22 protein-coding genes and 1 pseudogene are annotated in these 20,287 nt (G+C 38.1%); 21 read left to right on the plus strand and 2 right to left on the minus strand.

Annotated features, from left to right (window positions below):
* Window positions 1–241: 241 nt before the first annotated feature.
* Window positions 242–581: pseudogene (locus EV203_RS10070) on the minus strand (UPF0236 family transposase-like protein); the annotation flags it as partial.
* 352 nt (window positions 582–933) lie between these two features.
* Between EV203_RS10070 and EV203_RS10075 the strand changes: the two are divergent.
* The 8 genes from EV203_RS10075 to EV203_RS10105 all read left to right on the plus strand — a co-directional run bounded on the left by EV203_RS10075 (window position 934) and on the right by EV203_RS10105 (window position 5,326).
* Complete coding sequence (locus EV203_RS10075) at window positions 934–1,077, plus strand: RCC1 domain-containing protein (RefSeq protein WP_132040434.1); 144 nt, start codon at window positions 934–936, stop codon at window positions 1,075–1,077.
* Entirely contained in the window at window positions 1,077–1,172 is a 96-nt protein-coding gene (locus EV203_RS14325; RefSeq protein ID WP_165911608.1) for an RCC1 domain-containing protein, read from the plus strand. Before EV203_RS10075 ends, EV203_RS14325 begins: the two co-directional genes overlap by 1 nt.
* A 352-nt stretch (window positions 1,173–1,524) precedes the next feature.
* Window positions 1,525–1,992: an Rpn family recombination-promoting nuclease/putative transposase gene (locus tag EV203_RS14440; protein WP_481752971.1), complete on the plus strand. Its 468-nt coding sequence runs from the start codon at window positions 1,525–1,527 to the stop codon at window positions 1,990–1,992.
* 4 nt (window positions 1,993–1,996) lie between these two features.
* Entirely contained in the window at window positions 1,997–2,218 is a 222-nt protein-coding gene (locus tag EV203_RS14445; protein WP_481752972.1) for a hypothetical protein, read from the plus strand.
* Window positions 2,219–2,575: 357 nt separating this feature from the next.
* A complete protein-coding gene (locus EV203_RS14450; protein WP_243700665.1) occupies window positions 2,576–2,698 on the plus strand; it encodes a DNA recombination protein RmuC in 123 nt (40 codons plus the stop codon).
* Window positions 2,699–2,817: 119 nt separating this feature from the next.
* Complete coding sequence (locus tag EV203_RS13920; RefSeq protein WP_132040436.1) at window positions 2,818–3,396, plus strand: thermonuclease family protein; 579 nt, start codon at window positions 2,818–2,820, stop codon at window positions 3,394–3,396.
* Window positions 3,397–3,634: 238 nt separating this feature from the next.
* Window positions 3,635–5,005 (plus strand): copper amine oxidase N-terminal domain-containing protein, encoded by a 1,371-nt coding sequence (locus tag EV203_RS10100; RefSeq protein ID WP_132040438.1) that lies wholly within the window; start codon window positions 3,635–3,637, stop codon window positions 5,003–5,005.
* 90 nt (window positions 5,006–5,095) lie between these two features.
* Window positions 5,096–5,326 (plus strand): hypothetical protein, encoded by a 231-nt coding sequence (locus EV203_RS10105; protein WP_132040440.1) that lies wholly within the window; start codon window positions 5,096–5,098, stop codon window positions 5,324–5,326.
* A gap of 235 nt (window positions 5,327–5,561) precedes the next feature.
* Here the strand turns inward: EV203_RS10105 and EV203_RS14160 are convergent, their stop codons facing one another.
* Entirely contained in the window at window positions 5,562–5,687 is a 126-nt protein-coding gene (locus EV203_RS14160; protein ID WP_278428743.1) for a hypothetical protein, read from the minus strand.
* A gap of 574 nt (window positions 5,688–6,261) precedes the next feature.
* On the opposite strand from EV203_RS14160, the gene EV203_RS13925 reads away from it, so the two are divergent.
* The 13 genes from EV203_RS13925 (at window position 6,262) to purB (ending at window position 20,248) form a co-directional block, all read left to right on the plus strand.
* Entirely contained in the window at window positions 6,262–6,564 is a 303-nt protein-coding gene (locus EV203_RS13925) for a hypothetical protein (RefSeq protein ID WP_243700666.1), read from the plus strand.
* Window positions 6,565–6,834: 270 nt separating this feature from the next.
* Window positions 6,835–8,964 carry an FtsK/SpoIIIE family DNA translocase gene (locus EV203_RS10115; RefSeq protein WP_132040442.1) on the plus strand — a complete coding sequence of 710 codons (2,130 nt, stop codon included), beginning with the start codon at window positions 6,835–6,837 and terminating at the stop codon, window positions 8,962–8,964.
* The gene (gene rimO, locus EV203_RS10120; RefSeq protein ID WP_132040444.1) at window positions 8,961–10,271 is read left to right on the plus strand and encodes a 30S ribosomal protein S12 methylthiotransferase RimO; all 1,311 of its coding nucleotides are present in this window, start codon (window positions 8,961–8,963) and stop codon (window positions 10,269–10,271) included. The genes EV203_RS10115 and rimO overlap by 4 nt, the downstream gene beginning before the upstream one ends.
* Window positions 10,271–10,807 carry a CDP-diacylglycerol--glycerol-3-phosphate 3-phosphatidyltransferase gene (gene pgsA, locus EV203_RS10125; RefSeq protein ID WP_009610685.1) on the plus strand — a complete coding sequence of 179 codons (537 nt, stop codon included), beginning with the start codon at window positions 10,271–10,273 and terminating at the stop codon, window positions 10,805–10,807. The genes rimO and pgsA overlap by 1 nt, the downstream gene beginning before the upstream one ends.
* A 15-nt stretch (window positions 10,808–10,822) precedes the next feature.
* The gene (locus EV203_RS10130; RefSeq protein WP_009610686.1) at window positions 10,823–12,061 is read left to right on the plus strand and encodes a competence/damage-inducible protein A; all 1,239 of its coding nucleotides are present in this window, start codon (window positions 10,823–10,825) and stop codon (window positions 12,059–12,061) included.
* Between the two features lie 58 nt (window positions 12,062–12,119).
* The gene (gene recA / locus EV203_RS10135) at window positions 12,120–13,145 is read left to right on the plus strand and encodes a recombinase RecA (protein ID WP_009610681.1); all 1,026 of its coding nucleotides are present in this window, start codon (window positions 12,120–12,122) and stop codon (window positions 13,143–13,145) included.
* 38 nt (window positions 13,146–13,183) lie between these two features.
* The gene (locus EV203_RS10140; RefSeq protein WP_009610678.1) at window positions 13,184–13,777 is read left to right on the plus strand and encodes a regulatory protein RecX; all 594 of its coding nucleotides are present in this window, start codon (window positions 13,184–13,186) and stop codon (window positions 13,775–13,777) included.
* Between the two features lie 70 nt (window positions 13,778–13,847).
* Complete coding sequence (gene rny, locus EV203_RS10145; protein WP_132040446.1) at window positions 13,848–15,374, plus strand: ribonuclease Y; 1,527 nt, start codon at window positions 13,848–13,850, stop codon at window positions 15,372–15,374.
* 105 nt (window positions 15,375–15,479) lie between these two features.
* A complete protein-coding gene (locus EV203_RS10150) occupies window positions 15,480–16,259 on the plus strand; it encodes a TIGR00282 family metallophosphoesterase (protein ID WP_011025662.1) in 780 nt (259 codons plus the stop codon).
* Between the two features lie 72 nt (window positions 16,260–16,331).
* Window positions 16,332–16,592, plus strand: coding sequence for a stage V sporulation protein S (locus EV203_RS10155; RefSeq protein WP_022587739.1), 261 nt, complete (start codon window positions 16,332–16,334; stop codon window positions 16,590–16,592).
* Between the two features lie 71 nt (window positions 16,593–16,663).
* Window positions 16,664–17,515, plus strand: coding sequence for a PHP domain-containing protein (locus EV203_RS10160; RefSeq protein WP_041587321.1), 852 nt, complete (start codon window positions 16,664–16,666; stop codon window positions 17,513–17,515).
* A gap of 37 nt (window positions 17,516–17,552) precedes the next feature.
* Entirely contained in the window at window positions 17,553–18,740 is a 1,188-nt protein-coding gene (locus EV203_RS10165; RefSeq protein ID WP_043884136.1) for a pyridoxal phosphate-dependent aminotransferase, read from the plus strand.
* A gap of 89 nt (window positions 18,741–18,829) precedes the next feature.
* On the plus strand, window positions 18,830–20,248 hold the full coding sequence (purB, locus tag EV203_RS10170; RefSeq protein WP_132040448.1) for an adenylosuccinate lyase: 1,419 nt from the start codon (window positions 18,830–18,832) through the stop codon (window positions 20,246–20,248).
* Window positions 20,249–20,287 lie beyond the last annotated feature (39 nt).

The following is a 20,287-nucleotide window of genomic DNA, read 5'->3' on the forward strand; positions in this document are numbered from 1 at the left end:
CATGGGGCGGAAGCAGTACAATGAATTGAACGGTGGTGATAAAGAAGGTTCATGTTCTAACCAGGGGGATTTTACACAAAAATTTGGACTTGACCCCTCCCCAAAAGGTTTTATTATTATATTATAATACCATTATCACATAAAGTAACTAGATATAACAGATAGTGTCAAGATACTGTAGGATTTTTTTAAGACAACCCCTGTAACTTACTTAATTCAGGGCTTCGTCTTATCATGTTCTTTATATGACTTGCGTGCATTTTATTGCTCTTAAAATCCTGTATATTGGCGTTACTTTCCCTATATTCAAAATCGTAATATTATTTATCTTTTCATTTGTAAGACGTTTTAACTTTCCTTACCGCTTCTTTTATTTGCTTCTTCGTTAATTTGTAACTTCCTGCATTGATATTCTTTTTCTTACTCCATTCTGCTTCTCTTAAGTCTCCTCCATTCTTGCTGAATACCCTTAATTTCGCCATTAGTTTTAATCCTTCTCTGCTCTACCCTAATGGATTCCTGCCTAGTCTTGCTGAAAATACATGGCTTATATGTCTTTCCGCACTGCACCCTGTCAATTCTCAAATTAAATCTCCAAAAATTTTCAAATTGTAATGGCATTTTTTAAGTGCATAAAAGTATTTTTTCTCAAATTATTACAACCTGATTAAAAATTTTTTTCACTTTCCAAGAGCATTGCCACCAAAATATGTTAATATCTGTTATTGGCAATTTGGGTTAATTGAGGTATAATAAAAAATGAGAGTAGCAAAAGCTACTACTCTCATTAAGCAACCTCTCCAATTAAAAAATTAATGCTAAAAGAATGTGATAAATTTTTTTCACATTCTTTTTAGCATTAATTTTATCACAAGATTATTTAAATCTGAGAAATTTTTCGATTTTAGGCTAAATTAATTTGAGAAATGACATGTGTGGGCATGGGGCAAAAATGAGTTTGGTCACCTTTGGACAGGAAAGAATAGTGCTGTACCCATCCAGGTAGAAGGAATAAGGGATGTAATAGTGATAGCAGCAGGTGGAAACCATACAGTAGCATTGAAGAATGAAGAATAGTGTGGGCTTGGGGAGCTAATTATTACGGTCAATTAGGGAATGGAACAACAAGGTATATAAACCATTCTGTAGAGGTAAAGTGGCAGAGCAATTAAATTAGAATATGCTGAGATTTAGAAAGTATTCTAAAGTTTGTTTTATGAAATAATATTCTAAAAAAATATTGATTTTTAAAGAGAAATACCTCGGACTGTCAAGGAAATATCGGAAACCCGTTATAATGGAAAAGATTCCTTTTTTAGTAGTATAAAACAGAAGAAGGGGAAAGGAGATGTTATCACGGTAATATTTGTAATTACTAGTTACAATAAGAAATATAGCTAGAAGTAGCTGAGGGACAGACTTTGAGAAATTGTCTGTCTCTTTCTTTTTAGGTATGGTATAATTGTAATAAGGGAATTACAGGAGGGAGAAGTTCTGGGGAAATACGATATAGCCCTAAAAAATATGTTTTCCGATTTAACAGATGATATATTAAGCTATTTTTTAGGAATACAATACACTAAAATAGAGGAACTTAATATAGAATTTCCCAGAGTTGAGACTAAAAAAAGCGATATGGTTTTTAAGTGCAGTACAAATGAAAGAAATACCATTATTGTACATATAGAATTTCAGTCGGATAATGACAATAAAATGCTTTACAGGATGTTAAGGTATGCGGTTGAAATAATGGAGAAATATAATTTAGCACCTTATCAGGCAGTGATTTATATAGGAGAACATGATTTGAACATGGCTAACAAGATTGATTTTAACTTTGGAAAAGAAAATTTTTTGAGCTACAGATACAGAATAATTGATATAGGGCAAATAAAATTTGATGAAATAACACAAACTGATTATTATGAGTTGTTTTCTCTGCTCCCATTGATGGATAAGGAAAAACGGCAGAAAGAAAAAGAAGATATTTAAAGAAATGTGTAGAGCAATTAAAAATGCTCCTGTGGACACAAACAAGAAAAGAGAGATAGCAGCCCGAGCTAAAATACTAGCAGAATTAATTTATCAAGAAGATGTCATAAACATGATATTTGCGGAGGTGATAAAAATGTTAGATCTTGAAAAGTCTGCAACTTACAGAAGACTAAAGGAAGAAGGAAAGATAGAAGGAATAAAGGAAGGAATAAAAGAGGGATAAAAACAGGGTAAGCTGGCAGTAGCAAAAAAACTGTTAAAAAAAGGGATAAGTATTGATGAAATTGCAGAAATTACAGAATTACCAAAAGAAGGAATAGAAAAGTTGTTGAATTAGGCAGGAGTGTCAAAGGGATAGGCAAAATACATTTATCCTTTTTTATTGCAGATATAAACAGTGCAATGAACATATTAAAGAAAGTAGCCTAAGGGCGGCATGAGGCTGCCAAACCTTTCATGAAGCCTCTATTTTCTCAAGCAGAATGGTAGTTCACTTACTTCATACGATATTTTCCAAGTACTTTTTGTGAATCGTATTTTTCTTTTTGTCCACAATGGCCTCGGAGAAGTCCAGAGCCTGGTGAACGACGTGGGTGACCTGAAGAAAGTGCTTTCAAATATAAAGACCAGGGGAATTCTTGGCGAAGTCCAGCTTGAGGCAATAATAAATAATAGAAGACATACTGGTACCGGGCCAGTATGAGAAGAACGTAATAGTAAAGCCTGGGAGTAGGGAAGTTGTTGAGTTTGCCGTAAAAATTCCCGTAGTAAGGAAACTCATAAAAGCAGCCTTTTTGGCATATACGGCCGTTTTGCTAATCCATGTTTTTGGATATTAAACTTGAAAGCGGCAAAGAAGAAAAAGTCCGGTTCATAGGTGTAAACACACCTGAAAGCACGACAAAGGTTGAGCCATATGGTCAAGAAGCTGCGGCCTACACGAAGTCGAAACTCCTCGGGAAAGACGTGGGGCTGCAACTGAACGTGCAGGAACGGGACAAATACGGCAGGCTTTTGGCATATGTATGGTTGTCCCCACCTACTAAGGAAAGCAACGAAGAAATAAGGACAAAGATGTTCAATGCCGTGCTCCTGCTGGAAGGCTATGCTCAGGTCATGATAGTACCGCCGAATGTGAAGTATGCGGAGTATTTAAGGAAATACCAGCAGGAAGCAAGAGAGAAAAATGCAGGTCTCTGGGGACTGGACGTAAAGGAAGAAAAGTCCGCATCTTCTAATGCAACGTTGTTTTCTTACATTGGCAATAAAAACAGCAAAAAGTTTCATCTCCCTGACTGTCAGTGGGCCAAAAAGATAGCACCGGGGAACAGAGTGTACTTTAAGTTGCGCGACGAAGCGATAAAGGCAGGGTATGAGCCGTGCAAGGTGGGCAAACCGTAATAACCCGCAAAATAATAAAAAGAGTACAGAAGGTAGATGTAACTGAGTAATTTTGTTTCATGGGGCAGTTTGTTGGTTTCCTTATGACTGCTAGTGTCGATAAAATTCTTTCCTATCTGCGAACAATTGCTAAAACCTCTCGTGAACAAGGCGAACTTTTTGAACAAGCGGAGAAGAGTTTGCCCCTGGTGCACTGCAGAACCTGCAGGGACAGTAGATGCAGGGAAGGAGGGCGAAAATGAAGCGAGACATCATTCTCATCCTTATTCTAGCTTTTTTTGTTTTCGCTACTCCTGTCGCTTGGGCTAGCAAAGGAAGTGTCGCAGTCTTCACTGTAGGCAAGAGTTCATATTTGCTGAACGGCAGAACCGTCACCATGGACGTAGCACCGTACGTTAAGGAAGGGAGAACATTCCTGCCCCTGCGGTTCGCGGCAAATGCAGTAGGTGTAGCTGATGAAAACATCACCTGGAATCCTGCATTGCGAGAAATCACCATCATCAAAGGTGACCGCGTTGTTCAGTTTGTCATCGGCAGCAAGGTACTTACCCTCAATAGGACACCTGTCACGATGGATGTTGCCCCGGAAATAGTCTCGGGCCGGGTCATGCTGCCGATTCGCTGGCTGGCGGTTGCCCTTGATGTGCCCGTGGAGTGGGACCCTGCATCCCGCACCGTCACAATCAGAGTTCCCGGTGAAAACAGAACAACTGAAGCAGGACCGTCTACAGAAACAAGCCCACCTGTAACTGATGACAGACAGGAAGAGGCACCTGAGAAGCTTGCTGCCGGCTACATTGTAAAGGAGTACAGGTGGCACGACAGGCAGGGGGCTGAGTGGACGTGGCGGGTACCTGTTCCCGAAGAGATGTACCGGTACTACAAGAGTCAACCCAGGATTCATGAACGCATTCTGAAGGAATATCAGGAGCGGCTCGATGCTCTGAGACGACAGGTGGAAGAACTCCGGCGGTATATGGACTACTGGTACCAGCAGTACAGGATTCTGCCGGGAGACTCTTACTACGAAGCCCTGTGGAAGTATCAGATGTACATGCAGAAGTACAACGAGGCCCTGCGCGAGCTCGAACAGATTTTGCAGGAATACCAGAAACTGCAATGGCTGTACCGGGAAGCGAAATATCAGCAGATACTCGACGGTTACGTGTCTTACGTGACAGAAGAGAGAAACTACGAACTGGTAAAAACTTTAGCTCGTGTGTTTGCCCAACAAGCACCCCGGGATCACAAGGGCAGGATAGAATTTGCAGCGGCTTTTGTTCAGGAAGCGATACCCTACATAGAGGAGGAGGAGGAATATCCCAGGTATCCGGTCGAAACGCTGGTGGATGGGGGCGACTGTGAAGACAAGTCTATCCTGCTTGCCGCAATTCTCAGGGCGATGGGCTACAGGGTTGCACTCCTACTTTTTGAAGGTAACCCCGGCCACATGGCGGTAGGGGTGGAGTGTCCGAACTGCTGGGGAGCTTACTACCTGAAGGACGGGGTCAGATACTTTTATCTCGAAACTACATCTCCTGGCTGGTCAATTGGTGAGGTTCCACTGGAGTACCAGGAGATAGGCGCGCTGGTCTACGTTGTTCACTGAATTGCTTCAACCTCCTGGGCGGGTGAGTGAAGCAGTAATCACTGTAAACCTTGATTAACCAGTCTAAGACCAAAAGCAGACAGTAAAGTTGTGAGGCTTGAGATAACCGAACCGGCCGAAAGAGACGTGGTTGAGCACTCTCGCTTACTGTTAAAGTCCGAAGGGCAGGGCAGTGCAGTAAGTGTAAAAAGCAGGAACAACATTGGCGAGGAGAGCCTGTTGCAGTGCAGCAACGGCGTTACAAGCCCCTTACTGGGATACACAAAAGGAGAGATGTATATGGTATTTGTATTAGATGAAAAGGTGTCGTTTTTTTTATAGATAACTTTAAAAGCTATATACAAATCGTTAATTATTACTGTAATAGTCACTGCCGTAAATTGTTATTTCTTTCCCTGAGTTGATATTGTTATCTCTTTCTTATGCGGTAATATTTCGCTCAAGCTATCTACAAGGTAACTTATATCATCGCTAAGAATTTTACCGGTCTGTAGCTTAAGCTTATTTATACGGGCATAAAATGTAGCATACGAAATACCTACAGTTATAAGATTTCCTAAAAAATCCTCAAATAAAAATCTACTTCTGAACTGCCCTTTAATGACAAAATATATGTAACAGTCATTACTATTACTATTATTACTAAAGTCTCTGCGTCTTCTTCTTCTGCTGCTTTACACATTGATAATACTTTTGTGGGACGCATGCTGAAATACGCTTTCTATTGTTACTGTTATATTTTCCTTACTTTTATGAGGTAATATTTTCTTTAAACTATTTACAAAGCAATCCATATTATCACTAAGAACTTTATTGCACTGTACCCAAAGATTATCTATAACGAGAAAAAATCCAGCAGATACAATAAATCCAGTTATAAGATTTTCTACAAAAATCGCCCCCAAAAAATCTGCTTTTGAACCGTATCCTAATAAGAAAAATAAAAAGAATAAAAATTGATAAAAACATTGCTACTAGTAATACAGACTTCATGTTTTCCTCTATTTTTGATTTACACAGTAATAATGTTTTGTCAAACTTGCTAGAGGCTCTGTGGTATGACGAAGACACATATGGCAAGGTGAGAGAAGCAATTTATAAAAGGGACTTAGAAAAAACGCAAAGGACAAAGAAGCAGTAAAGAAGACGAAAGGAGAACGTCGGAAGAGACTTATTAGGAGGGGATAAAAGGTTCTGAAGGAGCGGAAAGATTAGGAGCTATTGAAAGCCAAGTTCAGCATAACATAGCAAGACGTATGAAACGAGTTGGAGCTAGATGGACAGAAAAAAGTGGAGACAGGATAAATAGGATATTATCGGAAAAAGAGAATGGCAGATTAGAAAACTATACAACAAAGTGGCATTTAAAACAAGAAGAAATAAAAAAGATGATGCAACCGACAAAGCAGGAGGAGAGAAGAAAGTACACGGAAGAAGACGTAGAAGAATGGTTAAGAGTTTCATTACCGATACTGGAAGGTCCATTTGCGAGCAAGCCATGGATAAAATACGTTTTAAAGGAATTAACACGAGCAAATGGATTAGCAGTAGGTATTTGAGGAGTACACAATTCTAGTATATATTTTACGTTAAAAAAGCAAAAAGAGGAAGCAGATATTTATGATTTGTTGAAGTAATAATTTAACATAATTAGCAATATATATAAACTACTAATTTTAAACTCCTAGATTTTTAACGGTGAGGAAAGTTTTGAAAAATTTTTACCTACAAAATCTTGACACAGACCTCATCTATTTTTTTGTTGCTATTTTGTATAATTAATACTAAAATTTTTATAGGGAGAGAAATTGCTAGCTAGGTGATAAGAGATGATAGATAAAAAGCAAAAGCCGGTGAAAGAAGAAATTGTGGGAATAATTTTTCTAGCCTTTACTCTTATTTCTTTTTTAAGCCTCTATACTGACTCAACAGGAATAATTGGCAAACACATAGGAATTTTTTTAAAAGGCTTTTTCGGGACAGGTTCCTATGTAATCTCTGCCCTGCTTTTGGTATTTGCCTTGATGTTTTTATTTACAAACAAAAACTTTATAAAGCTTCATCGTTCGATGGCTCTTTTAGGGTTATTCCTCATGTTTATAAGTTTAAATCAACTGTACTATTTTCCTGTGCTGACTGATTTTAAGGACTATCTTTCTGTAGCATATATAAGTGGAATTAACAACACAGGCGGAGGAATAATCGGCAGCCTGATAGTGTATTTTCTTGTTAAAATGGTAGGCATAATTGGAAGCTATATATTATTAATATCCCTCACTGCCATTTTTATAGTCCTCATAACAGATATTTCTCTTGTCAGTTTGATAAAGAGCTCTTATGACAAGTTAAAAGACCGCAAGAAGGTTTCAGCAAAAAACAAACTTCAAGACAAAAGGGCAGAAAAAAAGGCAGAAGAGGTAGAATCTAGTGAAGAATTAGTTGAAGTCGAGAAGAAGGAAAGAATTGATGTTCCAATTGAGATAGTAGAACAAGTTGAAGAAGAAAGAAAAGTTTACGAAAAAGCTTTTTTAGAAAAGGAAGAAGGGGAATACACGCCTCCCCCCATTACTCTTTTAAAGGAGGCAATTCCTTCTCCTAAAATAAAGAACGAGGTACTTTTAGAAAAAGCAAAAAAGATAGAGGAGACCTTAAGAAACTTCGGCATAGAAGCTAAAGTAGTTCAGGTAACCAAAGGACCTGCTATCACCCGCTTTGAACTTCAGCCCAGCGCAGGAGTTAAAGTAAGCCGAATTGTGAGTTTGACAGATGACTTAGCCTTAAGCCTAGCTGCTCCTTCTGTAAGGATAGAAGCTCCTATACCTGGCAAGTCTGCAATTGGAATAGAAGTTCCAAATGAAAAGATAACTCCTGTATATCTAAGAGAAGTAATTGACAGCAAAAAGTTCAGAAGCTTTAAATCAGAACTTGCCATCGGCTTAGGAAAGGATATTGCCGGCAATATCGTGATAGCCGACCTTGCCAAGATGCCCCATCTTTTAATTGCAGGAGCAACTGGCTCAGGTAAAAGTGTTTGCATAAATTCTCTGATAGTGAGTCTTCTTTACAAATCTTCTCCTAAACAAGTTAAAATGATACTAATTGACCCAAAGGTAGTAGAACTTAATGTCTATAACGGCATACCTCATCTTTTAACTCCTGTAGTTACAGATCCTAAAAAAGCAGCAGGGGTTTTGAACTGGGCAGTGCAGGAGATGATAAGGAGGTACAGTCTTTTTGCAGATCACGGAGTGAGAGATATAGAGAGCTACAATGAAAAGTACAAAGAAGAAAGGCTATATAAAATAGTCATAATCATAGATGAGCTCTCAGACTTAATGATGGTATCTCCTGCCGAGGTTGAAGAGTATATATTTAGACTCGCTCAAATGGCAAGAGCTGCTGGAATACACTTGGTTATTGCTACTCAGAGGCCTTCTGTTGATGTCATAACAGGAGTAATAAAGGCAAACATTCCTTCTAGAATTTCCTTTGCTGTTTCATCACAGATTGACTCGAGGACTATTCTAGATATGGCAGGGGCCGAAAAACTGCTGGGAAAAGGAGATATGCTTTTTGACCCTATCGGAGCTTCTAAACCTATAAGGGTACAGGGGGCTTTCATCTCGGAAGAGGAAGTAGAAGCAGTTGTGAACTTTTTGAAAGAAAACTACAGCCCTCATTATGAAGAAATAAAAGTTGAAGAAAAAACAAATGGGAAAAATCTCGATGAAGAAGAGGACGAACTCTTGGAAGATGCAGTCTCTGTAATTTTGGAGACAGGTCAAGCTTCTATTTCCCTCCTCCAGAGAAAGTTGAGAATAGGGTACGCTAGAGCTGCAAGAATTATAGACCAGCTTGAGCAAAAAGGAATAATAAGCGGATACGACGGAGCAAAACCGAGGCAAATTATACTGCCCAGAGAAGAAATACAAAAGATTCTAGAAAGGAAGTCGATATGAAAAACATTGGAATTATCTCATTAGGGTGCCCGAAAAACAGCGTTGACTCAGAAAAAATGCTAGCTTTACTGAAAGAAAAAGGGTACAATATAGTAAATGATGAGAAAAAGGCTGATGTCATAATAATAAATACTTGTGCCTTTATTGAAGATGCCAAAAAAGAATCTATCGAATATATAATCCAAATGGGGGAGCTTAAGAAGAAGAGATTAAAATATCTAATTGCTACTGGATGCCTTTCTGAAAGGTACAATAAAGAACTTATAAAAGAATTACCTGAATTAGACGCAGTTATAGGAACAGGAGATTTTACGCAAATTGTAGATGTGATTGAAGAAGTAAAAAAAGGAAAAAAAGTTTTAAAATATGGACATCCAGACCTTTTAAACGACGAAGGAATCCCACGAATTCTTACCACTCCCCCTTATTACGCTTATTTGAAGATTGCAGAAGGCTGCAGCAACGCCTGCTCTTTCTGCATAATTCCCAAACTAAGGGGAAAATACAAGAGCCGAAAAATGGAAAATATTATTGAAGAAGCTCAAGAACTTGCTAGAAAAGGTGTTAAAGAGCTTATCATCATTGCACAGGATACAACAAAATATGGCATTGACCTTTACAAAAAATTAATGCTTCCTCAACTTTTAAGAGAATTATCTAAAATAGAAGAACTAAAATGGATTAGATTGCTTTATGCCTATCCTGATAGCGTAACTGATGAATTGATAGAAGAGATAAAAAACAATGAAAAGATAGTAAAATATATAGACATCCCTTTGCAGCACTCTAGTGAATCTGTATTAAAAAGAATGAACAGAGGTACAACAAGGCGTAAAATAGAAGAAGTCATATCAAAACTACGAAGTATACCAGGAATGGTTATGAGGACTACTTTTATGGTAGGATTTCCAGGAGAAACAGAGGAAGAGTTTGAAGACTTGAAAAACTTCATAAAGGAAAAAAGGTTTGAGAGAGTAGGAGTTTTTACTTACTCTAGAGAAGAAGGAACCAAGTCCTATTACATGAAGCCACAGATAAGAAAAAAGGTTAAGTTAAAGCGACAAGAAGAACTTATGGAAATTCAAAAGCAAATTTCCTACGAATTCAATATGTCAAAAATAGGAACTAAGTTAGAGGTTTTAATTGAGGGATTTGAAGATGGGGTGTATTACGGAAGAAGTTACATGGATGCTCCAGAGATTGACGGTCTTGTATATGTGAGAAGCGACAAAAAACTCTTTCCAGGCGATTTTGTTACAGTAACAGTAGTAGATGCGTTTGAATACGACCTTGTGGGGGAATATTGATGAACCTAGCTAATAAACTGACTATGTCGCGACTTTTTTTAATACCCGTCTTTATGGTATTTATGCTGGTAAAAATTCCGTATGGAGATTTCATAGCTGCTTCTATTTTTGCCATTGGGGCTTTAACTGACAAGTTGGACGGGTATATTGCAAGAAAATATAAACAAATAACAAACTTTGGCAAATTTATGGACCCTTTGGTTGACAAAATAATGGTCACTTCTGCTCTAATCGCCTTAGTTCAGATGGGAAGGATTGAAAGCTGGATAGTCATAGTCATAATTGCAAGAGAGTTTCTAATCACTGGCATAAGGACAGTCGCTGCAGACAAAGGAATTGTAATAGCAGCAAGTAACTACGGAAAATACAAGACGACTTCTCAGATGATTGCAGTTATCGCTTTGATGCTGAACAATTATCCTTTTAGCCTTGTCAACTTCCCATTTGACAAGATAATGGTGTATATAGCGCTAATTTTGACAATTTACTCGGGTGTGGACTACATTGTAAAATCAAAAGACCTTTTTAAGGATTGAAAAAGAGGTGTTTGTATGAGAGGAGAAATAATTTCTGTAGGCACAGAGCTTTTATTAGGGCAAATTGTAAATACAAATGCCAAGTATCTATCTGAAAGACTTGCCCTTTTGGGAATTGACATTTATTTTCACACAAACGTAGGGGACAATGAGGAGAGGCTCAAGCAGTGCCTTAAAATCGCCTATGAGAGGTCAGAGTTGATAATAACCACAGGAGGGCTAGGTCCCACTGTAGACGATATAACAAAAGAAACAATTGCTTCATTTTTAAATCTTCCTCTTGTAGAAAGTGAGGAAGCAAAGCAAGAGATAATCAACTTTTTTGAAAGGATAGGACAGAAGCCGACAGAAAACAATTTTAAGCAAGCTCTTTTCCCTGCAGGTTCAAAAATCCTTCCAAACAAGAATGGAACTGCTCCCGGCTTTATACTTGAAAAAGAAGGAAAAATCTTTGTGGTCCTTCCAGGACCTCCTTCCGAACTCATACCGATGTTCGAGGAACACGTCTATCCTTACCTAAAAAGATTTACCAGTGAAACAATAAAGTCGCGAGTTTTAAAGATATTTGGTTTAGGGGAATCAAAAGTGGAGGAAATGGTAAGACCCCTACTTCAAGGAAGTAACCCGACTGTGGCACCTCTTGTAGGAGATGGATATGTGACTTTGAGGATAACCGCAAAAGGAAAAGAAGAAGAGGTTTATGAGATGATAAGCCAAGTAGAGAAAAAAATAAGGGAGATTTTAGGGGAGTATATTTATGCTGTAGACGATGAAGAGATGGAAGAGATAGTGATTAAGTTACTTCAAAAGAGGGGATTTACTCTGGCTACCGCGGAGTCCTGCACAGGAGGACTTCTGGCGAAAAAGATAACAGATGTACCTGGGGCTTCAAAAGTCTTCAATCTAGGAGTTGTGACATACAGCAATGAAGCAAAAGAAAAGGTGCTGGGAGTGAAAAAAAGCACATTAGATGCCCACGGCGCAGTAAGCCCTGAAACAGCAAAAGAAATGGCTGAAAATGTAAGAGTATTAGCGAAGTCCGATTTGGGCCTTTCTACCACGGGCATAGCAGGGCCCTCAGGAGGTAGCCCTGAGAAACCTGTAGGACTTGTATATGTGGGATTTGCAACTCCGGAAAAAACTTATGTCAAAAAATTAATGTTAAGCGGTAACAGAGACAGAATACGTACAAGGTCAATGCTTCACGCGTTTGACATGGTGAGGAGGTACCTTGAAGGAAGGCAAATTGATTAGTATAATTATTTTAATACGGAGTATAAAATAATTAATTTGGTCAGGAGGTAAAAGGTTGATGATTGAAAAGCAAAAGGCTTTAGAAATGGCCATTAGTCAAATAGAAAGACAATTTGGAAAAGGCGCTATTATGAGGCTTGGCGATACTGCAAAGTTAAACGTAGAAGTTATTCCTACAGGGTCATTGGAATTAGATATTGCATTGGGAGTTGGAGGAGTACCAAGAGGCAGAATAATAGAAATTTTTGGACCTGAGTCTTCTGGTAAGACCACTTTAGCACTTCACATGATAGCAGAAGCTCAGAAAATAGGAGGAACAGGTGCTTTCATAGACGCAGAGCACGCACTTGATCCAGTATATGCAAAAAATCTCGGGGTAAACATTGACGATCTACTTGTTGCCCAGCCTGACACAGGAGAGCAAGCTTTAGAGATAGCAGAAGCTTTAGTAAGAAGCGGAGCAGTAGACATAATTGTGATTGACTCTGTTGCAGCTTTGGTGCCAAAAGCTGAAATAGAAGGAGAAATGGGAGACAGCCATGTAGGTCTTCAGGCAAGGCTCATGTCACAAGCTTTGAGGAAGTTGGCAGGTGTTACCAGCAAGTCGAAATCAATTGTTGTGTTCATAAACCAGTTGAGAGAAAAAGTGGGTGTAATGTTTGGCAATCCTGAAACTACTCCTGGTGGAAGAGCTCTAAAATTTTACGCTACCATAAGATTGGATGTAAGAAAAGTGGATAACATCAAACAGGGCAATGAAATTGTGGGAAGCAGGACCCGCGTAAAAGTGGTGAAAAACAAAATAGCACCTCCTTTCAAACAGGCTGAATTCGACATCATGTACGGAGAAGGAATATCAAGAGAGGGAAGCATACTTGATTTAGGAACAGCTCTTGATATAATAGAGAAAAGCGGTTCTTGGTACTCCTATAAAGACATAAAACTGGGCCAGGGAAGAGAAAATGCAAAGCAGTTTTTAAAAGAAAATAAGGAGATCGCAGAAGAGATTGAGAGGAAAATCAGGGAAAATTTCAATCTTGCTTACAATAAGATCAAATCAGCTCCTGATGCTATAGTAGAATAGCCCCTGTAAGGGGTTATTTTGTTAAAAGGTGAAGAAGTATGCTAATTACTAGAATCATAAAGAGAGAAAAAAGTTCAAAGTACGATGTATTTATTGACGGAGAATATGCTTTTACCTGCGATGCTGAAACTTTCTTTATGCTGGGAATTGAGGAAGGAAAAGAGATAACCAGTGAACAGTATAAATATTATGTAAACTACATAGAGGCTAAAGAAGCTAAAAACCACGCTTTTAGACTCCTTTCGAGAAAAATGCTTACAGAAAAACAGCTTGCAGATAAACTCAAATTAAAAGGCTTTTCTGAGGAAGCAATAGGAGAAGCAGTATCAAAAGCAAAAGAATACGATTATGTAAATGATGAGAATTACGCTAAATTTTTTGTGGAAGAAAAAATGCAAAGTCTGTACAGCAGAAGAAGGATATACTATGAGCTTTTGAAAAGAGGCGTAGAGAAAGAGATAATAGAAAAGGTATTAGAAAGTATTTACCCTCACGAGAAAGAAGTGGAAGTAATAAGGCAGATTGTGGAGAAAAAGAAAAACTCCCACAGAGAAATTCAAAAATTAAAAAAATATCTCTATACCAATGGCTTTGAAATTGAAAATATTGAAAAGGCATTGAACTTGACATAATTTTGTAAAGGGTCTAAAATAGAATATGAATCATCTACTAAGGAGGTGTAGGAGTATAAGCTATGTTGGATTGATAATCACAGCACTTATTGCAATACTAATCGGCTTTCTAGCAGGTTTTCTGTCACGCAAAGTCATTGCAGAGTCTAAAATAAAAAGTGCCGAAAACCTGGCGCGGACTATTCTAGAAAGCGCTAAGAAGGACGCTGAGAATAAAAAGAGAGAAGCCTTACTGGAAGCCAAAGAAGAAATTCACCGCTTAAGATCCGATTTTGAAAAAGAAGTAAGAGACAGAAGAGGTGAACTTCAAAGACTTGAAAAAAGGCTTCTCCAAAAAGAAGAGATACTTGAAAAAAGAGCCGAAAGTCTCGAACAAAAAGAAATCTTATTAGAACAAAAGCAAAAAGAAATTCAACAGCTAGAAGAACAAATAACTCTGCTTCACAAAAAACAACTGGAGGAATTGGAAAGAATCTCCGGTCTTACTCAGGAAGAAGCGAAAAGTATACTGTTAGAAAGTGTACAGAAAGAAATACAGCATGACATGGCAGTAATGATTAAAGAAATGGAAAACAAAGCCAAAGAAGAAGCAGACAGAAGAGCAAGAGAAATCGTGGGATTAGCTATACAGCGATGTGCCGCTGACCATGCGGCAGAAACAACTGTTTCAGTAGTTACACTGCCCAACGATGAGATGAAAGGACGCATTATTGGAAGAGAAGGTAGAAACATAAGGACAATTGAAACTCTTACAGGAATTGACCTAATAATTGACGATACACCTGAGGCAGTAGTAATCTCTGGTTTTGATCCGATAAGAAGAGAAATAGCGAGAATTGCCCTTGAGAAGTTGATTGAAGATGGCAGAATACACCCAGCAAGGATAGAGGAAATGGTAGAAAAAGCCAAGAAAGAAGTAGACAACATGATAATAAAGGCTGGAGAAGAAGCGGCTTTTGAAGTAGGCGTACACGGATTGCACCCTGAACTCATAAAACTTCTGGGAAGACTCAAATTCAGAACTAGCTATGGTCAAAATGTTCTCAAGCATTCCATAGAAGTTGCTCATCTTGCTGGGCTTATGGCTTATGAATTAGGGGCAGATGCCTCAATTGCTAAAAGAGCAGGGCTTTTGCACGACATAGGAAAGGCTGTAGACCATGAAGTGGAAGGCCCTCACGTGATGATAGGTGCAGAGCTTGCAAAAAGATATCACGAGTCTGACGCAGTGGTACATGCGATTATGGCTCATCACAATGATGTTGAGCCTCAAACGATTGAAGCAGTTCTGGTTCAGGCAGCTGATGCGATTTCGGCGGCCAGACCGGGTGCAAGGCGGGAGGCTTTAGAGGCTTATATAAAGAGGCTTGATAAGTTAGAGCAAATTGCTAATTCTTTTGAAGGCGTGGAAAAAGCTTATGCTATTCAGGCAGGAAGAGAAATAAGGATAATGGTAAAACCTGAGGCTATAAGCGATGACGAACTTGTGATATTGGCTAGAAATATAAGCAAGAAGATTGAAGAAGAAGTGGAATATCCTGGACAGATTAAAGTGACAGTCATAAGGGAGACGGTGGCTATTGATTATGCAAAATAAAGATTTTGAAAAAAAGCGTGCGTTTCGCACGCTTTAAAAGTTTATAAATTTGTGCAATAATAATTGGTAGGAGTTTTTCTAAAAAATTTTACTCGGAGGTAGAAAATGAGAATACTCATTATAGGAGATATAGTTGGAAGACCTGGTAGAAATGCCTTGAAAGAACATCTAGAAGAGTTAAAAAACTTTTATAATGTAAATTTGGTAATAGCAAATGGTGAAAATGCAGCAGGAGGAAATGGAATAACCAGAAAAGTAGCTGACGAACTTTTTGAAATGGGAATTTCTCTTTTAACTACTGGAAACCACGTATGGGACCAGAAAGAAATACTTCAGTTCATAGATGAGGAACCTCGAATTTTAAGACCTGCCAACTATCTAGAAGGGACTCCTGGCAGAGGTTCTGCTGTGATAAACCTCGATGGAGTAAAAGTGGGCGTGTTAAACCTTCAAGGGACTACATTTATGCCCTGCAATAGAAATCCCTTTTTTGTGGCAATAGAAGAGGTAGAAAAATTAAAAGCCGAGACAAACATTATACTGGTGGATTTCCATGCAGAGGCTACTTCGGAAAAGATAGCGATGGGTTATTTCCTAGATGGAAAAGTGAGCTGCGTTTTTGGAACGCATACTCACGTTCAGACAGCCGATGAAAAAATCTTACCAAATGGCACTGCTTATATCACTGATATAGGGATGACAGGGCCTTATGAATCTGTCCTTGGAATAGATAAAGAACTGATAATAAAGAGATTTACTTCTTCTGTACCTCTCCGCTTTGAAGTAGCAAAAGGTCCTGCGCAAATAAATGGGATAGTGATTGAGGTGGATGAAAATACAGGCAAATCTTTGAGCATAGAAAGAATTAATAAAATTTGTACATAAAAAAGAAGGATTTTTTAAATTGGTGTAGAATATTTAAACCATGAGAAAATTATTTTTAAGGGGGAAAAAATAATGGAAGTATTAAAAGTTTCAGCAAAATCTAATCCAAATGCTGTAGCAGGGGCATTGGCAGGAGTGATAAGAGAACGGGGTGGTGCAGAAGTACAGGCTATAGGGGCAGGGGCAATAAATCAAGCTGTAAAAGCTGTCGCAATTGCAAGGGGGTTTGTGGCTCCCAGCGGGATCGACTTAATTTGCATTCCTGCTTTTACAGATATTGAGATAGACGGGGAAGAAAGGACAGCAATAAAATTGATTGTTGAACCTAGATGAGGAATAACCTGCGCTTCGCAGGTTATTTTAAATTTTTAGAAAAAATTATGCTAAAAGAAAGGTTGGAGGAAATGTTTGCCGATTTGCACATGCATTCAAAAGCTTCAGATGGCACAAACTCTCCTCGCGAAGTAGTTAGATTAGCAAAAGCGCATGGACTTTCATGTATTGCATTGACAGACCACGATACAGTGGACGGCCTTCAAGAAGCAATAGAAGCATCTTTTGAACTTGGCATAGAAGTCATCCCTGGTATTGAATTTAACTGCTACTATAAAGACCAGGAAGTGCACATTTTAGGCTACTACATAGACTATGAAGATAGAGGCTTTGTTGACAAACTTGAAGAGATGAAAAAGCTTAGAAATGACAGAGCAAGAGCGATATTAAAAAAACTTAACGACTTAGGGATTAAAATCACTATCGAAGATGTGCTGGAGTTTACAAGTGAAAAGTTTATAGGAAGACCTCACATAGCAAGGGCCATGGTGAAGAAGAATTATGTGGGAAGTGTAAAAGAAGCTTTTGAGAAGTACATAGGAGTTGGAGGCCCTGCCTATGTAGAAAGATACCGCATCACTCCTATGGAGGCTATAGACTTGATCTTGGAAAATGGAGGAGTGCCTGTACTCGCTCATCCAGGACTTCTTTCTGATGACAGTGTCATTGAAGAGTTGGTAAAAAGAAACCTTGTAGGTATTGAGGTGTTTCATTCAAAACACACAGAAAGAGATGTTGAGAAATATTTTGAAAAAGCAAAGCAATACAATTTAATCATCACGGGAGGTTCAGATTTTCACGGGATAGAAGTTGATGGAAGAGACTTACTAGGTACAGTAAAACTGGATTATAAAAACGTAGAAATTTTAAAAAGTAAAGCTAGAAATTTGGATAGAAATTTGAAAACTTATAAGTTAAAATAATAATTGTGATTCATATGACAATTTGGAGGTGTAAAAATTGAATTTATCTCAAAATGCTTTACAAATTACTCCTTCAATGACTTTAGAGATAACGGCAAAAGCAAAACAGCTGAAAGCCCAAGGAGTGGATGTCATAGACTTTGGAGTCGGTGAACCGGATTTTGATACTCCTTCCTACATAAAAGAAGCTGCTATTGACGCTATAAAGAGAGGATATACTAAATACACTCCTTCATCAGGAATTCCCGAGTTAAAAAAGGCTATATGCGAAAAATTGCTAAAAGATAACGGACTTAGTTACACTCCCGAACAAATTGTGGTTTCAAACGGCGCAAAACATTCGATATACAATGCTCTTTCTGCAATTTTAAATCCTGGCGATGAAGTGATAATACCTGTACCTTACTGGCTCAGTTATCCTGAAATGGTAAGATTAGCCTACGGAAAACCTGTTTTCGTTCATACAAAGGAAGAAAATGATTTTAAAATAACCGCTGAAGAGTTAGAAAATGCCATAACTCCAAAGACAAAAGCTATAATTTTAAATAGCCCAAACAATCCTTCAGGAGCTGTCTACACTAAAGAAGAGTTAGAAGAAATTGCCAGAGTAGTTGAAGAAGCAAATATTTTTGTGATTTCTGATGAAATATACGAAAAACTCATATACGAAGGAGAACACGTTAGCATCGCTTCTTTTGGAGAAAAAATTAAAGAACTCACAATTGTAGTTAATGGCATGTCAAAGGCCTATGCCATGACTGGATGGAGAATAGGCTATACGGCTTCTTCACTAGAAGTTGCAAAAGTCATGTCAAATATTCAAAGTCACACTACATCAAACCCCAATTCAATTGCCCAGTACGCTAGCGTTGCTGCTTTACAAGGAGGAGAAGAAGAAATAGAAAAAATGAAAGAAGAATTTAACAGAAGAAGGCTTTATATGGTGGAGAGGGTAAATAAAATAAAAGATTTGAAATGTTCTACTCCAAAAGGAGCCTTTTATGTGATGGTAAATATAGAAAAATACATTGGTAGGGAGTTAAATGGAAAGACAATAAACGGTTCTTTGGACTTTGCAAGTGCTTTGATTGACGGAGCAAATGTAGCTGTGGTACCTGCTTTGCCTTTTGGAATGGACAACTATATAAGGATGTCCTACGCTACATCTCTTGAAAATATTAAGAAGGGCCTTGACAGAATTGAGGATTTTTTAAGTAAAAGCTGAATAAAGCGAATAAAAACGTAAACAAAAGCCCCTGTTTTTACATCTTACAGGGGCTTTAATAAATATTTTAAAAGCAGGAGGAAGGAAATATGAGAGAGGTTTATGAAACACCTTTGGTCACAAGGTATGCGAGTAAAGAAATGGCACAAATTTTTTCTGATGATGAGAAGTTTAAAACCTGGAGAAAATTGTGGGTGGCTTTAGCCAAAAGTGAAAAGGAATTAGGTCTTAATATAACTAATGAACAAATAGAAGAAATGGAAAAAAATATAGAAAATATAAATTATGAAGATGCGGAAAGGTTCGAAAAAGAATTCAGGCACGATGTAATGGCTCATATTCACGCTTATGGTCTTTTATGCCCAAAAGCAAAGCCTATAATTCACTTAGGCGCAACTTCTGCGTTTGTAGATGACAATACGGATATTATTTTAATGGATAGAGGGCTTCAGCTAATTGAGAAAAAGCTTTTAAAAGCGATAAAAGTCCTCTCTGAATTTGCACTAAAATATAAAGATTTACCAACATTGGGTTATACTCACTTTCAGCCTGCTCAGCTGACAACTGTAGGTAAAAGAGCCTGTCTCTGGATACAGGACCTGATCCTTGACCTTCAGGATTTAAGATACAGGCGTCAAAACATGATGCTGAGAGGAGTAAAAGGAACGACAGGTACTCAAGCTAGTTTTATGGAACTTTTTGATGGAGATGAGGAAAAGGTAAAAGAGCTTGACAGGTTGGTTGTAGAAAAGATGGGGTATAAAAAATCCTTTCCTGTAACAGGTCAGACTTACACTCGAAAGTACGATTTTATGATTTTATCTGTGTTAAGTGGGATAGCTCAAAGTGCCCACAAGTTTAGCAACGACATAAGGCTTTTGCAACATTTAAGGGAAATCGAAGAACCTTTTGAAGAAAAGCAAATTGGTTCTTCTGCTATGGCCTATAAAAGAAATCCCATGAGAAGTGAGAGGATGGCGGCCTTATGTAGATATGTGATTGTAACATTGCTCAATTCTTCCATTACAGCTTCCAATCAGTGGTTTGAAAGGACTCTGGATGATTCTGCGAATAGAAGAATAGTGATTCCAGAGATGTTTTTGGCAACAGACGCTATTTTAAATCTCTATATAAACATAGCTTCCGGGTTGAAAGTGAACGAAAAAGTGATTGAGAAAAACGTAAAAAGAGAACTTCCATTTATGGCTACAGAAAAAATTTTAATGGCGGCTGTGAAAAAGGGCGGAGATAGACAGGAATTGCACGAAGCCATAAGAGTATATTCCTTAAAGGCTGCTGAAGAAGTAAAAAATGGCGAAGACAATAGACTGCTTGAGTATATCAAGCAGGATAAAAGATTTGGCCTTTCTCATGAGGAAATTCTTGACCTTACTGATCCAAGAAAGTTTACAGGCAGATCTGCAAATCAGGTAAAGGAATTTATTGAAGACCATGTAAGACCTCTTCTTGATGGGATAGAAGACATAGAAGTCAAAGTAGAAGTTTAAAAACTTTCACTTTCCACATCCCAATATCATAAAATAGGA

The organism is Caldanaerobacter subterraneus (assembly GCF_004345675.1).
GTDB lineage: Bacteria > Bacillota > Thermoanaerobacteria > Thermoanaerobacterales > Thermoanaerobacteraceae > Thermoanaerobacter > Thermoanaerobacter subterraneus.

What these genes read in the sequence shown, in the direction of transcription:
- EV203_RS14440 (WP_481752971.1), top strand. Translation starts at nt 1,525, where the DNA reads ATGTTTTCCGATTTAACAGATGATATATTAAGCTATTTTTTAGGAATA.
- EV203_RS14445 (WP_481752972.1), top strand. Translation starts at nt 1,997, where the DNA reads ATGTGTAGAGCAATTAAAAATGCTCCTGTGGACACAAACAAGAAAAGA.
- EV203_RS13920 (WP_132040436.1), top strand. Translation starts at nt 2,818, where the DNA reads ATGTTTTTGGATATTAAACTTGAAAGCGGCAAAGAAGAAAAAGTCCGG.
- EV203_RS10100 (WP_132040438.1), top strand. Translation starts at nt 3,635, where the DNA reads ATGAAGCGAGACATCATTCTCATCCTTATTCTAGCTTTTTTTGTTTTC.
- EV203_RS14160 (WP_278428743.1), bottom strand. Translation starts at nt 5,687, where the DNA reads ATGTGTAAAGCAGCAGAAGAAGAAGACGCAGAGACTTTAGTAATAATA.
- EV203_RS13925 (WP_243700666.1), top strand. Translation starts at nt 6,262, where the DNA reads ATGAAACGAGTTGGAGCTAGATGGACAGAAAAAAGTGGAGACAGGATA.
- EV203_RS10115 (WP_132040442.1), top strand. Translation starts at nt 6,835, where the DNA reads ATGATAGATAAAAAGCAAAAGCCGGTGAAAGAAGAAATTGTGGGAATA.
- rimO (WP_132040444.1), top strand. Translation starts at nt 8,961, where the DNA reads ATGAAAAACATTGGAATTATCTCATTAGGGTGCCCGAAAAACAGCGTT.
- pgsA (WP_009610685.1), top strand. Translation starts at nt 10,271, where the DNA reads ATGAACCTAGCTAATAAACTGACTATGTCGCGACTTTTTTTAATACCC.
- EV203_RS10130 (WP_009610686.1), top strand. Translation starts at nt 10,823, where the DNA reads ATGAGAGGAGAAATAATTTCTGTAGGCACAGAGCTTTTATTAGGGCAA.
- recA (WP_009610681.1), top strand. Translation starts at nt 12,120, where the DNA reads ATGATTGAAAAGCAAAAGGCTTTAGAAATGGCCATTAGTCAAATAGAA.
- EV203_RS10140 (WP_009610678.1), top strand. Translation starts at nt 13,184, where the DNA reads ATGCTAATTACTAGAATCATAAAGAGAGAAAAAAGTTCAAAGTACGAT.
- EV203_RS10150 (WP_011025662.1), top strand. Translation starts at nt 15,480, where the DNA reads ATGAGAATACTCATTATAGGAGATATAGTTGGAAGACCTGGTAGAAAT.
- EV203_RS10155 (WP_022587739.1), top strand. Translation starts at nt 16,332, where the DNA reads ATGGAAGTATTAAAAGTTTCAGCAAAATCTAATCCAAATGCTGTAGCA.
- EV203_RS10160 (WP_041587321.1), top strand. Translation starts at nt 16,664, where the DNA reads ATGTTTGCCGATTTGCACATGCATTCAAAAGCTTCAGATGGCACAAAC.
- purB (WP_132040448.1), top strand. Translation starts at nt 18,830, where the DNA reads ATGAGAGAGGTTTATGAAACACCTTTGGTCACAAGGTATGCGAGTAAA.